Annotated in this window: 12 protein-coding genes; 1 reads left to right on the top strand and 11 read right to left on the bottom strand. The window is 58.4% G+C overall.

Annotation, left to right across the window (positions count from 1 at the left end):
* Position 1: 1 nt before the first annotated feature.
* The 10 genes from ABIA45_RS38140 to ABIA45_RS38095 form a co-directional block, all read right to left on the bottom strand.
* The gene (locus ABIA45_RS38140; RefSeq protein WP_404655446.1) at positions 2-1,543 is read right to left on the bottom strand and encodes a sugar ABC transporter ATP-binding protein; all 1,542 of its coding nucleotides are present in this window, start codon (positions 1,541-1,543) and stop codon (positions 2-4) included.
* Positions 1,540-2,502: an ABC transporter permease gene (locus ABIA45_RS38135; protein ID WP_225133355.1), complete on the bottom strand. Its 963-nt coding sequence runs from the start codon at positions 2,500-2,502 to the stop codon at positions 1,540-1,542. The genes ABIA45_RS38140 and ABIA45_RS38135 overlap by 4 nt, the downstream gene beginning before the upstream one ends.
* A 67-nt stretch (positions 2,503-2,569) precedes the next feature.
* Positions 2,570-3,745 carry a sugar ABC transporter substrate-binding protein gene (locus tag ABIA45_RS38130; RefSeq protein ID WP_225125244.1) on the bottom strand — a complete coding sequence of 392 codons (1,176 nt, stop codon included), beginning with the start codon at positions 3,743-3,745 and terminating at the stop codon, positions 2,570-2,572.
* A gap of 217 nt (positions 3,746-3,962) precedes the next feature.
* The gene (locus ABIA45_RS38125) at positions 3,963-5,477 is read right to left on the bottom strand and encodes an amidase (RefSeq protein ID WP_225133356.1); all 1,515 of its coding nucleotides are present in this window, start codon (positions 5,475-5,477) and stop codon (positions 3,963-3,965) included.
* A gap of 503 nt (positions 5,478-5,980) precedes the next feature.
* Positions 5,981-6,343: an SgcJ/EcaC family oxidoreductase gene (locus ABIA45_RS38120; RefSeq protein ID WP_036008279.1), complete on the bottom strand. Its 363-nt coding sequence runs from the start codon at positions 6,341-6,343 to the stop codon at positions 5,981-5,983.
* A 213-nt stretch (positions 6,344-6,556) separates the two neighbouring features.
* Positions 6,557-7,969, bottom strand: coding sequence for a pyruvate kinase (pyk, locus tag ABIA45_RS38115; protein WP_225125240.1), 1,413 nt, complete (start codon positions 7,967-7,969; stop codon positions 6,557-6,559).
* Positions 7,970-7,983: 14 nt separating this feature from the next.
* A complete protein-coding gene (locus tag ABIA45_RS38110) occupies positions 7,984-9,615 on the bottom strand; it encodes an NADP-dependent glyceraldehyde-3-phosphate dehydrogenase (protein WP_225133358.1) in 1,632 nt (543 codons plus the stop codon).
* A gap of 208 nt (positions 9,616-9,823) precedes the next feature.
* Positions 9,824-11,623 carry an FAD-dependent oxidoreductase gene (locus ABIA45_RS38105; RefSeq protein ID WP_225125238.1) on the bottom strand — a complete coding sequence of 600 codons (1,800 nt, stop codon included), beginning with the start codon at positions 11,621-11,623 and terminating at the stop codon, positions 9,824-9,826.
* The gene (locus ABIA45_RS38100) at positions 11,623-12,453 is read right to left on the bottom strand and encodes a phosphoenolpyruvate hydrolase family protein (RefSeq protein WP_225133360.1); all 831 of its coding nucleotides are present in this window, start codon (positions 12,451-12,453) and stop codon (positions 11,623-11,625) included. Before ABIA45_RS38100 ends, ABIA45_RS38105 begins: the two co-directional genes overlap by 1 nt.
* A complete protein-coding gene (locus ABIA45_RS38095; RefSeq protein ID WP_225125237.1) occupies positions 12,440-13,705 on the bottom strand; it encodes a Tm-1-like ATP-binding domain-containing protein in 1,266 nt (421 codons plus the stop codon). Before ABIA45_RS38095 ends, ABIA45_RS38100 begins: the two co-directional genes overlap by 14 nt.
* Positions 13,706-13,862: 157 nt before the next feature.
* Between ABIA45_RS38095 and ABIA45_RS38090 the strand changes: the two genes are divergently transcribed.
* The gene (locus tag ABIA45_RS38090; protein WP_404655443.1) at positions 13,863-14,468 is read left to right on the top strand and encodes a hypothetical protein; all 606 of its coding nucleotides are present in this window, start codon (positions 13,863-13,865) and stop codon (positions 14,466-14,468) included.
* Here ABIA45_RS38090 and ABIA45_RS38085 read toward each other — a convergent pair.
* On the bottom strand, positions 14,430-16,184 hold the full coding sequence (locus ABIA45_RS38085) for a phosphoenolpyruvate hydrolase family protein (RefSeq protein WP_404655442.1): 1,755 nt from the start codon (positions 16,182-16,184) through the stop codon (positions 14,430-14,432). The genes ABIA45_RS38090 and ABIA45_RS38085 overlap by 39 nt on opposite strands.
* Positions 16,185-16,186 lie beyond the last annotated feature (2 nt).

Here is a 16,186-nt window from a genome sequence, read left to right as displayed (position 1 = left end):
CTCAGACCATGTGCCTGACAAGTTCCTGCTCCGTCGGTTTATCATTGGCAGGCGCGTCCCGCTCGAACTGGATCTCGCCATCGCGCATCACCAGAATCCGGTTTGACAGACCGATGAGCTCGAGCAAATCGTCCGATATCAGAAGAATGGCTGCTCCCTGGTCCGTCAGATCCCTGAGGACACTGTAGATCTCCTCTTTTGCGCCGACATCAACACCACGGGTAGGATTGTCGAGCACCAGAACCTGTACCCCTCGCGCCAGCCATTTTGCCAGCACGACCTTCTGCTGGTTTCCGCCGGAGAGGAATTGGCAGAGTTGCGTCGGCCCGCTGCATCGAATCCGTAAGCCATTGACGTGCTTCTGCGCTAAAGACCGTTCTCGCGCTGCCGATATGATTCCAGTCAGCCGGGAGACGAGGGGCAGCGAAGCCAGAGAAATGTTCGCTTCGACTGACATGTAAGGTACGATGCCTTCGGTCTTTCGTTCCTTGGGGACGAAGCCTACGCCATTTGCGATGGCGGCCTTGCCACGCCTCCGAAGGGGCAGGACTTTTCCGTTCACCTCGACGGTGCCGGCTGCCGGAAACGGATCAAATCCGACAACTGCCCTTCCAACGGCCTCTTTGCCGCATCCAACCAGTCCGCCAAGTCCGACGATCTCGCCTTTTCGAACATCGAAACTGACGTTCCTGACGTTATCGCCCTCAAGCCCATTCGCCGAAATCACAATAGGCGCTTCGGTGACGTCCAGCTGGCGCTTTTCCTTGAAGTACTCCTCATCCCGGATTCGCCCCACCATCGCCATGTGCAGGTTCTGCTCGGAAATCCGTTCTCCGGCAAACTCACCCACGTTTCGACCATCTTTGAAGACATAGATGCGATCGCACAGCTCTATGTATTCGGAAAGCCTGTGAGTGATAAGAACGAAGGATGCGCGCGCACGGAATTGGCGGATCGAGTCGAAGAGAAGCCTGACTTCGCGCTCACCGATGGCCGCGGTCGGTTCGTCAAGCAGGATGATCGGGTGGTCAATGTGGAAGTACTCAGCCAATGCGAAGGCTTTGGCAATCTCGATCATCTGCCGGTCGTGAAAGGCGTAGTCACTCGTCCGCCGACGTGGGTCGATGTGCGCAAGACCCAAGTCTTTCAGATGCCGTTCGCTGTGGGCAATCATCGCTTGCCGATCAACGAGGGCCAGCCGGTTGGTAAAATTGACTTCGAGCGACAGAAAGATATTTTCATAGACGGAAAGGCTGGGAATAAGGGCCTGCTCCTGGAACACCATCGAGATCCCGGCCTCGACGGCCTGGGTGTAACGGAGGGGCTTGAACGGTTTACCGAATAACTCCATCTCGCCCCCATTCGGGGGATGGATGCCAGCGATCATTTTGAGGGTCGTGGATTTTCCCGCCCCATTTTCACCTGCGATGCCGACAATCTCGTTTGGAAAAATCTGAAGATCAACTCCTTCCACGACCCAATTGCCGTTAAAGCTCTTGGATCCGCCTCGCATCGCGAAGATTGGATTGCGTACTGCCGTCATCTCACGTCCTCCGCGCTCACACGCTTCGTGTTGAGGAGAACAGCGAACAGTATGACGACCCCCTGGATGATCGCCTGCAGATGAGGCGCGAGCGCAAGCGTGTTCAGACCATTCGAAAGAGTCGTCGTGAAAAGCACCCCAAGAATCGTCAGGCGCACGTTGCCGAATCCTCCGGTGATCGCAGTACCGCCGACGACCACCGCGGTAATGGTGTCCAGAGTCATGAAGCTGCCCATTGTCGCTGTGGCGGATCCAAGACGCGCGGCCAATAACGCTCCGGCAACCCCCCCCAGGAGGCCGGACAACGCAAACGCCTGTATTTTGATCGTATTGACCTTCACTCCAACAAGAGCGGCTGTTTGCTCGTCACTTCCAAGTGCAAGCGTCATACGGCCAAACCGAGTGCGCGCCCCTAGAACGACTGCAGCCATATAGATGACGAGGGAAATCAGGACCGCATTGGGAATCACATTCAGCCATGCGCCCTGAGCGATGTCGATCACGGCGGCATCAGATACCGTCAGCGAACGGCCATCAGAGACAAAGAGGACGGCACCCGAGAGAGTCGTTGCGGTTGCAAGCGTCACCAGGATGGAGGGGATCCTGAGGTAGACGTAGACGAGCCCGTTGATCACACCACAGGACAGGCCCACCAGACAAACAATGGGGATTGACCAGAAACCGAAGTCCGGCGCCATCCGCGCAACCAGCATGCCACAGAAGCTCGCGATCGCTCCGATCGAAAGGTCAATGGAGCCCATCAAAATGACGAAAGTCGCACCGACCGATGCAACCAAGAGGACAGAACTGGATAGCTCAATCGCCCTCAGGTTTCCCACGGTCAAAAATGAGGGGGCCGCCAAGCCGATGGCCGCGCATGCGACAGCAAACACCGAAATGGTTACGATGCGCCGCGCTAGCTCGCCATCCCCACGCCCGACCTGCCATGCCTGCAACATTTTGCGATCCGATTGAGCATTTCTTGGAGGGATGCCTCCCTCGAGAAGGGAGGCATCCAGGCGCATTTTACTCGGGAATTCGCTGCTTGTAGTGGTCCTTATACTCCGCCGTCAGCTTCCCCACACAACCCGCGTCGAAGGCTTCCTGATATGGCTTCGGAAGGTTGTAACCGGCGGGCATACGGCTTCCCCAATAGGTCTTCACGTCGATCGGCCAGACGTAGTTTTGAGGGTCCCAATCGTTGGGATGGAGCGCGCGCGACATTTTCTTCCAGTCGAAGGGCAGCTTTTCCCCTGCAAGAAACGCCTGATACTTGTCGACATTCGCAGCCGTAATCAGCGTCGCCCCCGTGTACATCATGCGTTCGCACGGACTCGGCTTGAACCCCTTGGAGGCGTCGTACGCCCGCACAAGTGCGAAACCGGCCTGCCACTGTGGCGTAAAGCCCATGGTAGCAAGAATTCGGCCCTCCTTCACCAGCTTCAGGGTTTCGCCGTTGCCGTCAAGCCCTGTGATCGGGATGTGCATACCAGCATCTTCAACGGCCTGCATGGCTCCGAGTGCGATCGAGTCGTTCTGACCGAATACCGCATCGATCTTGGAATGTGCGACCAGCAGGTCTTCCATGACCTTGCGGGAGTCGACCTGGTTCCATTTTCCTGGCTGGCGGGCGACGACCTTGATGTTCGGGTATCCAGCGAGGGCCTTTTCGAAGCCTGCGGTTCTGGCGATGTCCGCATCGACCCCGGGAAAGCCTGTGATATGAACGACGTTGCCTTTTCCGCCGATCTTGTCGAAAAGCAGCTTTGCTATTCTATAGCTGTTGTCGACGTCGTCCGGCGTGAAGAAGGTCGCGAAGGCATAGTTGTCGGTCCCACCGTCCAAAGGATGAAAGCCCGGCAGAGATTCCCAGACAGCAACGTGCACTGCTCCTGCCTTTTTCGCCATCTCGACGATGGGCTTGATGTTTGCAGCGACCAGATTCTCGCCGAATGTAATTTTGACGCCCGCCGCGAACTGAGCTTCGTAGATTTCGATTTGCTTGGCGGCATCACCCTTTCCCGAAAGGATGCGGTAATTTAAACCGAGCGCTTTCGCCGCCTGCTCGGCACCTTGCGACCAGTTGTTGAAATACTCGTTCTCCAGCGTGGAGACCTCGGACAGGACATCTTCGGCCCTTGCGGCTGTAAACGACGCCAACAGAGCGGCTGTTGCAAAAAAGTAGGCAGACAAGTTGCGCATTAGTTCCCTCCTCTACTCGTTTCAAACCTCGATCGTCTCTCAAAGAGTCCGCAATCCGCGTGCAGGCGCCGTCATCTCTCGATATCGCGTTTGGCGTGAGAAAATTGACGAGTCATCTCTTACGCCGCGTGCTCGCACGCGCGACTTTCCCTCGTCACATCTAAGGTTGTGGTATTGATCATGGCGGGACAGCTTCGGCGTCACCCTCCCATTGCTTCTACATTTGTTTCCAGTCGCCAATCTGCTCGAACGCATGCGCCGCCCTATAGATGGTCGTCTCCTCGAAGTGACGACCAACAAGCATCAAACCCACTGGCAGGCCATCCACCATTCCGCAGGGCAGCGACATAGCGGGATGGTGCGTGAAGTTGAACGGAGCGGTATTAGTGAACATCTCAGTCGCGCGCGCGATATAGTCCTCTCGGCTGACATCCTGCGGAGGAAGCTGGGTCGCCTTCATCGGCGTCGTTGGCATTAGAAGAAGATCGTAATCCTTAAGCGTGTTGTCGTATGCCGCCCTCAGGCGGCGAGATATGTTGACCGCCTTGCCGTAAAATCGCGGCCCATAATTGTTATTGATGAATGTGCCGAGCATCAGGAACAGCTTCGCCTGCTCGGACAGGGAATTCGCTTTCCGCCGCCAGCCGCGATGAAAGTCCATGAGCGACAGTGAAAAGAGGTCCGATCGGCTGGTACCATAGCCGTCGCCGAACATCATGGTCTGTGTCGCGCCCTCGGTACCGATCGGCGTCCAGATTGCGGCTCCCTGGAGGTGCATCGGCACTGACACTGTCTCTACCGAGGCGCCGAGATCTTTGAAGCGCTTGGCGGCTTCACGAACGCTTCTGTTGACAGTCGCCTCCGCTCCGGGTTGCTCAAAGCCCTCCTTCAGAACGCCGATCTTCAATCCACTGATACTTTGGCCGAGCGCTTTGGTGTAGTCTTCGACCTTCGGCGCCTTGATGCGCGGATCGTAACCGTCGTCTCCAGCAATCACTTCAAGCAACAATGCGTTGTCGGCGACTGTTGCGGTCATCGGACCGGTGTGATCCAGCGTCATTTCATTAGGCATGATGCCGGTATAGGGGACCAAGCCCCAAGTCGGCTTCATGCCGTAGATTCCGCAAAAGGACGAGGGCATGCGTATTGAACCGCCCTGATCGCCGCCGATCGCCATATCGACTTCGCCAAGGGCAACGACAACCCCGGAGCCCGAAGACGAGCCTCCTGCGGAGTAGCCCATCTTGTGAGGATTGTGCACGGGTCCGAGCGCACCGGTATGGCTGCCGCCGGATGTGCAAAAGCATTCGCAGTGGACTTTGCCTGCAATTTCGGCGCCCGCGTCCAACATCCGACTGACAATGGTCGCATCGATTTCAGGAACAAATCCTTCGAGCGTCGCCGAGCCGTTCATCATGGGCACCCCGGCGAGCATGATGTTGTCTTTCAGCGCGACTGTCTTTCCCTTGAGCTTCCCACTAGGCGCCCCCAGCACCCTCGTCTTTCGATACCAGGCGTTGTGCGGGTTCTCCTCGGCTCTCGGCTGATATCCCGGCGTGCGAGGATACTTCACCGCAGGCAATTCGTCGGGAACGGCGTCGACATAGTTGTAGGCTTCAAGCGCCCCCTTGATAAGGCCGCGGAAGGAGACAAGGTCTTCATCGGAAAGTGAAAGACCGCATTGCCCTGCGACATCTCGCAACTGCGCTGGTGTAGGCGGGACGATTGACACTGGGCTTTCCTCCTCGAGGTGGGCTATTCGTATGTGTGAGGCCGCTCTGCGGTGGCTCGTCACTAACATTTCAAGAAAATATGCTTGGTGCAGCCGAGTCACCGAGCCCGCGCTCAAAACTGGGTAATTTTGAGTAATTCATCCTACAAAAATCGCCGAAAAAAGAAGCAATTTATGCGGGAATAATGCGCATTCAGCGCGACAATTATTAGTCCTACCGGGGAATAGATCATTTGCGTACTAACACAGCGAACTGCTGGCACCGAGATTTGGCTCTCGCGTTTACAATCCAGAAGCTGTCGGAATAGAAGCGATCCAAGATCACCGCGACAGGTAGCCAACCACGCTCGCTCAAGAGCCGTGGATTGCGGTACCCCTGATGCAGAGTCCAAAGTTGCTGCCTGGAGGTTCACTCCCGCACGTCAAGCGAGGCGAGATGACGCAAAGCGGATTGGATGTGTTGTTCGAACACATCGTCGTCGGGGGCAAATTTTACAGATCGACTAGTCAGGGGCTGCGGACGAATGATGATGCAAGATCTGCCACGCATCGTCTTTGTGGCTCAGCACGAAGGTGAAACGAGCCGGTGTCGCCGCTATGTGATCCGTGGAAGATTGGGAAAAGACATAATTGCCCACCACCAGAACGAGGTTGGCGGCCAATCTCGCAGAACGCCAAGCTTCAAATTCCACTGTATGCGTCCGACGGAAATAGGTTCGAATCTCTTCAGCACCCGAATAGAGCTTCGAGCTCGATGTACCGTACAGTAGCGCGTCACGTGCGTACAGGGCCGCCAGCTTGTCGACGTCGTGAGCGTTGAAGGCTTGCGCCCAGAGCACCAGGAACGCGCGCACGTCCGGCATCATATCGTCTCGATTAGAATTAGATACCCACTTAAATGACGAAGACATCTTGCTGGAATACTGTAAAACACGAGATGAGTCGCTTTGACACTTCCTGGCGATCGACCATTGAGATTGCCGCCTCAAAAGATCGCCGCTGCTGGATTGCTCCAACAGCGGCTTAGTCTAGGGAGGAAGCAGACAAGCCGGCCTGCCAGCGGATCGCATTACGTGACCTTAGCAAGCGGCAACACGGAGATTGTTGGTTGCGCCCCTCAGTCCAAATGGCACTCCGGAGATCACGATCGCTAAATCACCCGGCTCGGCGTAGCCTTCCTTGCGCGCCGTCGCCGCCGCTATTTGCGTGATGTCATCGGAGCTGGAGGGGTCGGCTGCAACAATGCTGTGTACCCCCCACAGCAAGCTCATGCGCCCCGCGACCCTCTCGTCTGGCGTAAGAGCGAGAATCGGGACCAGCGGCCTTCTACGCGCGATACGAGCGGCGGTGGTCCCGCTTGCGGTGAACCCGATGATCGCCCTCGCATCAATCGCGGCCGCCAGATCCGCGCCCGCGGCCGCAACCGCATGAGGAGGCGTGATTTCCTCACCGACCTGCGAGGCGTCGAGAAGCGACCGATAGAGATGATGCCGCTCGGTGCTTTTGATGATTCTGTCCATCATGGTAACCGCCTCGATGGGATAGGCTCCGCTCGCCGATTCAGCAGAAAGCATAACAGCGTCGGCACCATCGTAGATGGCGGTCGCGACATCGGACGCTTCCGCGCGCGTCGGCGTCGGCATAGCCGTCATCGAATCCAGCATCTGCGTTGCGACGATCACGGGCTTGGCGGCAAGCCGACAGGCGCGAACGAGCTCCTTCTGTCGCGGAGGCACCTCCTCGAGCGGGATCTCAACACCAAGATCGCCGCGCGCGACCATAATGCCGTCCGACAGGGCAATGATATCGCCGATACATTCGAGCGCCATGGGCGTCTCGATCTTGGCTATCAGACCTGCAGCTTCACCGATCAGGGAACGTGCTTCGAGGAGGTCCGATGGTCTTTGAACGAACGACAGAGCGACCCAGTCGACGCCAAGTTCAAGGCCGAAGGCTAAGTCGGTGCGATCCTTATGGGTCAAGGGGGATATATCAAGGAGTGCACCTGGGAGGTTTACCCCTTTGTGGTCACGGATCACGCCGCCCACGACAACTCTCGCGACGATCTCCTTGTCGCCGGGACTAACAACACTTAGACGCACTCGGCCGTCATCGATCAGGACGTCCTGGCCGGGATGGACGGCTGCGAAGATTTCGGGATGAGGCAGGGGAATGGATTGTTTTCCGTCCCCTCCTCCGTCGAGCGAAAAGCGGACCGTTTCGCCCGCATTCAGCATCAGCTTTCCGCCATCTAATGAGCCGATGCGAAGCTTCGGTCCTTGCAAATCCTGCAGCACGCCGATTGGCGTGCCGACCTCGTGTTCAAGCCGCCGGATCGACGCAAGAACCCCCGCATGGTCATCATGCGATCCGTGACTGAAATTGAGCCGGAACGTGTCCGCACCTGAAAAATAAAGAGAGCGGATCATCTCGGGTGCGGCCGTCGCCGGCCCCACCGTTGCTACAATTTTGGCAAAGCGAGAGCGACGCATCTTGGATCCCCTAGTTAGAGGATGAAACCAGTGTGAACGAAATTGGAATGCCGTCCCTCGACGATGGTATTCAGAATCTCGCGCGATGGGCTCGTATACTTCGCGGCCACCATCGATCGAATGGAAAACGAACGTAGCGCATCCGTGACCGACAAGGTGCCTTCGGCCGCATCCTTCCTGCCCGTGAAGGGAAACACGTCCGGCCCACGCTGACATTGACAGTTCAAGTTGACGCGGCAGACTTGATTGACCAGGACATCCGACATGCGACCGATCACGTCGGGGTCGCGGGCGAACAAGCTTACCTGCTGGCCATGTTCAGAGGTGGCCACGTAATCAAGCGCGAGGTCGACATCCTCGAAGTTCGACATGGGGATGAGTGGTCCGAACTGCTCCTCCCGAAAGAGCCGCATGGACGGCCCCACAGGATAGACGACTGCGGGATAGAAAAGAGTGCCTACGGCCGTACCCCCGCCGGCGTTGAGAATACGGGCGCCCTTCGTTACGGCGTCATCTAGAAGCGCGCTCATCTGGTTTACTTTCTCGACACTTGGCAAGGGCGTCAGAGTCACGTCTGGCGCCCAGGGCATACCGATTTTTAGTTGGGCGAGCTCCGCTTGTAGCGCCGCTATGAACGAATCAGCGACATCGCGGTGCACGAGCAGCATCTTCAGGGCCGTACAGCGCTGTCCATTGAACGAGAGCGCGCCTAGTAGGCATTCCTTTGCTGCGAGTGCGATATCAGCATCAGGCATAACGATCGCCGCGTTCTTTGCGTCGAGACCGAGAATGGCACGCAGGCGGTTGGTTTTTGGGTGGAGTTTTTTAAGGTGGTCGGCCACTCGGCTCGAGCCGATTAGCGTAAGGACATTGATTTGGCCGGTCTCAAGAAGTGTCGGGACGATTTCCGCGCCTTCACCGTAGGCGAAGTTGACTACTCCAGGCGGGAACGCGGCCCGGAACACCTCCAGCAGCGGTTCGAACAAGAGAACGCCGTGTCGGGGCGGCTTGAAGACGACGCAATTGCCCATGATCAACGCCGGAATGAGCGTCGCGAAAGTTTCATTCAGGGGATAGTTGTATGGCCCCATGCAGAGGACAACGCCGAGTGGCGTTCGGCGTATCAGGGCAATCACTCCTTCAACGATTTCGAACCGCGAGTTGGCATTGTCGAGATTGCGCACCGCGTCGATTGTTTGCCGGACGTAGTCCACTGTGCGGTCAAATTCCTTTTCTGAATCCGCGAGCGTTTTGCCAATCTCCCACATGATAAGCCGTGTGACTTCGGCGCGGCGCGCACACATTCCGGCGAGAAATCTTTGCATCGCCAGGATGCGCTCTGAAACACGCATGGTGGGCCACGCGCCGCGCCCGCTGTCGTATGCAGCAACCGCAGCGTCGAGTGCGGTTATCGCCGTCGCGACGTCGCCGGACGGATGGCTGCCGATCCGCATCTGCGTCAACCCGCCATTACTTCCGCGGACCATCACGGGAGACAGAACGTTCTTGACCGGCCCTATCCAGTCCCGCATTTCGCCGTTAACGAGGACACTCCGCTGTTCAATGGGCGCAATGGCGGCCTCGTGCAAAGCCGCGTCATCGGCAGTCGGAAAGAGCAAGCTGAGATTATCGCGGCTCATCATCATGATTCACAACAAGGACTGGTATCCGAAGAGACAACGAAGTCGCGCAGATCACAGTGCCGCGACGGCCTCCCCCTTTTCTGACGGCCTAGCATCAAGACTATCGGCTCACACTTATAGCGCCCTTCGGCGCGTCGCCGCCCCGCTCGAACGGAACCGCAAGCATCGGCAAAATTTCCGCGATCGCAGGGCGGCAATCTCAATCCTCCCTTTAGGAAGCCACTCGTTTCTCGGTATTGGAGGCGGCGAGGATATCCGCCACAGCACGGTAGCTGAAGACGATCGCGGGACCGATTGTGATCCCTGCTCCCGGGTAGATTCCGCGCATTGGCGAAGTCATGTCGTTGCCGCAGGCGTAGAGACCAGGGATCGGCTTGCGCTGTGCGTCCAGAACTTTACCGCAGCTATCGGTTGCGAGGCCCGACGCAGTGCCGAGCGTTGCCGGAACGATCGGCAGCGCAATGAAGGGGCCCTTTCGGATCGGTCCGAGATTTGGGTTCTTTGCTCCGACCGATGGATCCCCAAGCGTGCGGTTGAAGGCCGACTCACCACGCTTGAAGAGTGGATCGATCCCTGTGGCGGCGTGGGCGTTGTGCTCCTCGATCGTTCTCTCGAGCTCGGCTGGGTCGAGTCCGATTTCCCTGGCAAGCTCTGGGATTGTTCGGCCCACCTTGATATATCCAAGCCGCGCGTATTTCCGGATGCTCAGCGTCCATGGCCACGGCAACAGATGTCCCATGCCTCTGAGGCGAACGAAATCGTAATCACAGACGAAATAGAACCGCTTGTCTGCGGGGTATCCGTTTGCGAACATCGCCAGGCAAATGTCATGGTAGGAGTTGGACTCATTTACGAATCGGCGCCCGTTCGGCGCGACCGCGATGACGCCGGGACGCCCCCGATCGAGCCAGCCATACGGGACAACTTGTGAGCTGCTCCTGGTCTTGAGGATCGATACTGGTGTCCAGAACCCTGCGGACGCGACATCCTTATCGACTGCGGCTCCGACCTTCGTTGCAAGCTCAATGCCATCGCCGGTGACATCGGGATGAGCCAGGGTGTCGTCATGCTGATGCGGTCCGCTCAGCTCGGCTCTCAGCTGGGCGTTGCGCGCGAAGCCGCCGGTTGCGAGGACGACGCCATGGGAAGCACGCACGCGAAGCTCGGAATTGGCGTGTTTGATGATTGCCCCCGTGACGCGCCCATCCTCCTTGATGAGTTCAAGAAGAGTAGACGCCGGCCATATTTCGACATTGAGCTTGCGCAAGCTCACCAGCAAGCGAGCGATCAACGCGTTGCCTCCACTGAATTCCGTGCCGCGCCTATAGCTCAAGCGATCCCGTGCGTAGCGGCTGACGCGGCGCAGGACGTGCTTGAGAGACGAGAAGGATTGAAACGGATTCAGGAAGCTTCGGACCTCGCCGGACGAGATCATCATCCCTCCGAGTACAACACGAATGGGATCCCCGATGAGATTGAAGTCTTTGCCGAGAAGGCGCGCATCGTAGGGGGCAGGGCTGAGTGCCCGGCCCTTGTCTACGCCGCCGACTTGGCTCGAGTGATAATCGGGCGCTGAGGCCAGTGTGAACTTGACCTCTGTCCCGTTCTCGAGCGAAGCAAGCGCGGTTGGACCGTCCTCCAGATAGGCTTCGATGAGGTCTGGCCGGTAGTAATTGCCCAGCTCATGCTGAAGATAGGTCCGGGCCTTGGCAAACGAGTCCTCGATTTTTGCGGACCGCGCCTGGGGCGAGCAGGGAATCCAGATCATGCCGTTTGAGAGAGCCGTCGTTCCGCCAAGTCGCGGAGATTTTTCACAGACGGTCACTCGAAGTCCAGCCTTCGCCGCATAGAGGGCGGCTGACAGACCGGCTGCGCCGCTACCGATCACGAGGACATCGGCTTCCCTATCATCCGCCGATCTGCCCGCTCGGGAGAGCGTCACCTTGTTCTGCTTGCCTGATTGGCTGATTGGCTCGTTCATTCCAGCCTCTTTTTTATTTGCGATGAACATCAGTTTTGCTGCGGCAGAGGAACGGCTTTAAATTCCTCTGCCGCTGCCTTCACTGCACGTTCGATTGGAATCCGTTCGATGGAGGAGGCGCCAACGAAGCCGACACATTCGGTCGAGCGGTAAACTTCATACGTATCCTGTGGCTCGGCGATTGCCCCACCGTGGCAGAGGAGAATGATATCCGATCGGACCCCCTTGGCTGCCGCGTTGATCTCGTTGATGCGCCTGATCGCCTCCTGGATCGACTGTCCTTCCTCGTGGCCCACGAGCCCGCCCCGGGTAGCGCCGACATGAGGGACAATGCAGTCCGCTCCGCTACTCGCCATGGCTTTGGCGTCGTCAGGGCTCGCTACGTAGGCGAGCGAGAAGATGTTCTTCTTGCGGGCAGTCGCAATCATCTCGACCTCGCGCTCGAAGCCGAGCCCTACACGACCGCGGCGGTCACGCCATTTTTCTCCCATGGTGGAGATGGTCGGGTAGTTGATCACGCCGGAGAACCCGGCAGCAGAGAACTTGTCCAGAAGAGCATCAAGATCAAGCCGGAGAGGATCCCAAGCTTCAACGCCGCCAATCACCGGCACAGAAGATACGACGTTGCGGATTTCCGCAGCGAGCTTCAACGTTCGGTCATTGGAATCACCGATGCGACTGGTGGGAAGGCCCATGAGCCGCGAGAGACCTGTGCTGTAGACCACCAGCATATCGGCCCCTCCGAGCGCAGCACATTTTGCGACCAACCCACAGCTGCTGGCCGCGGCGAGAATCGCTTTTCGGTCCGCGACTTGGCTTGCGATCCTCGAAACAATTTCCGCTCGATCAAATATTCGCACGAAATAGACCTCCCAGGTCCAAGTGCTCGAGGATCCACGTCACGGCGGCCTCGGCAAATTCGGGGTCGTTGATGTGGCAGCTGAGTTCGCGGACCGCGATCTCTGGCCGGAGACTGGTCTTGATTGCCTGCAGCCAGGCCTGGTCGGCTTCCGTGTCACGAAATACGCCGCCCTCCCGGTCGTAGTCCGACACGCCTTTGGCTGGCCAAAGCACGATGGCAGGCCCCTGGGCCTGCGACAGCCGCTCGGCCGTAAGCTCGCCGATACTGGCATTCTCGGCAGGCGTCGTACGCATCAATGTCGTGTAAGGAGTATGGGAGTAGAACCGGCGGTTTCGGAATTGATCGGGTACGCTGGAGGGCGGGCCGAAATTAACCATGTCAACCGCGCCGGGTGCGATGACTTGCGGGATCTGTTGGTGCGAGGCCGCCTTGAGCCGATCGGGGCCGGCGCTGGCTGTGCCTCCCACGAGTTCATCGGCCAACTCCGTTGTAGTCAGATCGATCACGGCATCGAATTCGCCGGCAGCGATCAGCTGCTCCATTTTCCGGCCACCGGCTCCGTTGGCCGGAAACACGATCGCGTGCAGGCCGGCATCGGCAAGCAGGGACACGCACTGATTTGCTGCAGGCGTCGTCACGCCGAAGGCCGTGATCGCAACGACCTTCCTCTCGCGTTCACGCTTGCTGGGTTGATAATGCATGGCGGAAATAGCCCGCCCTGCATTCTCCAGCACTCGTGCCGTGAACGCGTTGATACCGAAGAGATCGACCAGCGTTGGGTACAGGACGATGTCGTGATGGGTCGCGAGTTCAGCGAGGAGCGCTGGCCGCGCACTCGTCACCAGCAGCTTCGGAAAGCCATAAGGCAAATCAGACGCGATCTCGCCGAAAACAGCGCTCCCCTTGCCTCCCGCAATCGCCACGATCGCGCTGATCTCGCCGGAGGCCAGGAGCCCGGCAACTCGCGTGCGCGTAGTGGCGGCTATCTCTTTCAGGAGCTCGGCTGGTGACGCCAGGCGCGCTCCCGCACCGTCAGCTGGCCGCGCCAGATTCCGATTGGCGGACGTGCCAATATCGATCTGGACGGTACTTCTGCCTTGTCCCTTGATGACATCCGCAAGGAAAGAGGCTTCCTTCCCCTTGGTGTCCATTGTGGCCACGACCGCGACCGCGCCCAAGGCCGCAGTCGCTGGCTCGAATAGATGGCCATCCCGGACCGACCTCTGGCCGTCCGCGCAATGGTGAGACACGGTTGTCCTCCCGGACCATTTGTAACAGCAGGTGGTCTAGACCGGGCCCAAACCGGGTATAAGATCGACGAAGCGCGTAAATGGGTAAGATTGGGTAGAAGCCGTGAGAGCGACAATTATCGGCAAACTTGCCACAGACCTCTTGGTTCGCCGCGGCATGTCCCTGCAGATCTATGCCCCGTCGCTGCGCAGCCTTCCTGAGGACGCTATGCTCGTCATGGCGACCCTGCCTGTCATCGACTGGAACAACTGCCTATTGCGGGACTTGCACATTATCAAAAAGAGGACGCCCGTTCCTGCTTATGCGGCGATCGTCATGATCGATCCCTTTGCATGCTGGGAGGATTTCGCCGACTTGTTGAAAAATGCTGAGATCACCGGGATCATAAACTTTCCACCTGCGTCGATACTTGAACGGTCGAGCGGAGGCGTGCCCGTCGACACCGGACAGGAGCTCGAGCTTCGGCGCATGGAATGGGTTCGCAAGCCTCGGGTTCAAGGCGTTGTTCGCGGCCGCCAACGAGTCGGACGTCACGGCGGCGGAGCGGCGGTTAGGTTCGCAACTGGATGGCGTAGTCTATTTGCCCCCGGAGGCGCTCGCTCTGACGATTGGAACCGACATGGGGCTGGTAAGCCTTGGACCTCAGGGGTCGCCGGTACCGAAGTTCGCGCTCCTGGAGGCAACCGCTTCAAGGCGGCCACTTCCAACGTGAGAAGCGCAGCGCTATTCGAGGATCCGCAGCTTCTTGATCTTGTTATATAGCGTTTTTCTTGAAAGCCCGAGAGAGCGGGCGGTCTTGCCTCGGTGAAGCCGGTTTCTTTTCAGGCCTTCAATGATCCACTCGCGTTCGGACAGCGAAGCCGAGGGCTTGGCATGTGACTGGGCATCCAGAAGCGGTCTTAGCACATCGGCCGTGATGTGGGTTTGCCGCAGGGTCACGAGCTGGTTTACGATCCGGCGCAATTCCCGCAAATTGCCCGGCCAGTCATGACCGGCGAGCGCCAGGAATGCTGAATTTTCAATTGCAAGCGTCTGGGCCCTCGAATCTCCCTTCGCCTCGACCGTGAAGTGTTGAATCAGCTGCGGAAGATCCTCGAGCCGGTCTGGCAAGGAAGGCAGCTCAATATCGAGTCCCGCAAACAAAGCGAGCAGCCGGGGACATAACACAGTTTCAAGGCCAGCCCCCCGGGAGACGGTGGCGGTCGCGATGATCCGCGCCGTGGAGCGGACAACCGCGATACCGTTCAAAGGTGTGAAACCGCCAGTCTCGAGGTAATCGGCAAGACGCTCCTGCCCCTCGCGCGAAAGCTGGTCCACATGCAGCAGCAAGACCGCACCATCGCTTGACGTTTCCAGGAGCGACAATTGGCGCCTTCTGGTCTCATCGCGCTCGGCGCCAAACAACGCTCCCAGCGTATCGATCGCGGGGCCTGGCCGGCACTGAAACAGCGCCGCCTTGGCGTGCTTTCGATCGCTAAAGGCGAGTACGAGACCTGCTATTCTTCGTTTCCCCGAGCCGGCTTCGCCCCAGACAAGCACTGGATTGGGGTTGGCGGCCAAGCGTTTTGTCGTCTCGAGGATGCGCTTCATCGAAGACGCCTGGGCGATGACCCCGTGCCTGAATCCGCTCAACTGGAGCTGCCGTTCAAGCAGATCGACCTTCTCCCGCAATAAGTGGATGGTTTTGAAGCCCGAGGTCACCTCAAGGACGGACATCTCCAACGGCACGCGGTCAAGCGAAGAGCCTCCGATGAAACCTTGGATACCCGTCTCTCGGCAGATATCCAACAATTCGTCGGGCTTTGTAATCGGTCCGCCGCCAAGCAGGCAAATGGCACTCTTGTCGATGGATTGAGCAACGCGCGCAACAGCACTGGTGCGTGCTGCAAGCTCCGACAGGCTGATCGACGGGTCCGACGTGCTTTCGACACCGCGGTTTAGATTGAAGTTGATGCAGATCGCCTCAGCACCCGCTTCAACCATGCGCCTGGCCTCGGCTTGGGTGCGCGTATAGGCGATGGTCATCAGGCCGCGTTTTGCGGCCTTCACCAGAAGCTCGGTCTCTCGAGCGTAACCAAGGCCGCACTTCTCGAGCAACGACCTCCGGTAGTCATCGATGTGTATGACTGACGGAAAGTTGGTGACTCCGGAAAACCCCCATCTGATGATCCGATCGAGCCAGCGGTCAAGATCGAGCTGCGGATCGAACGTGCAGGCACCGAAGAATACGGGCAGTTTCGTGCTAGGCAGGATTTCGGTCCGTCCAAAGCTGGCCACGAACTCGTTGCAATTGCGGATTGGAAGAATGGATGCAGGCGAGGAGCCGCCCATCGCACGAAAACGGCCCGCATTGAGCGCAAGTACGAAATCTGCGCCCGCCCGTTCGGCCGCTCGTGCGGTCATGCCTGAACCGATTCCCGCCCCAAGTACAAAAGAGCGGGAATTTCGGAAGAACTGCCTGATACCGGCTCCCTTCACCT

The sequence above is a fragment of the Bradyrhizobium sp. USDA 336 genome, from assembly GCF_044908355.1.
GTDB classification, from domain to species: Bacteria; Pseudomonadota; Alphaproteobacteria; order Rhizobiales; family Xanthobacteraceae; genus Bradyrhizobium; species Bradyrhizobium yuanmingense.
The sequence above is the reverse complement of the archived record's forward strand: the minus strand, read 5'-3'. Positions and strand labels throughout refer to the sequence as shown.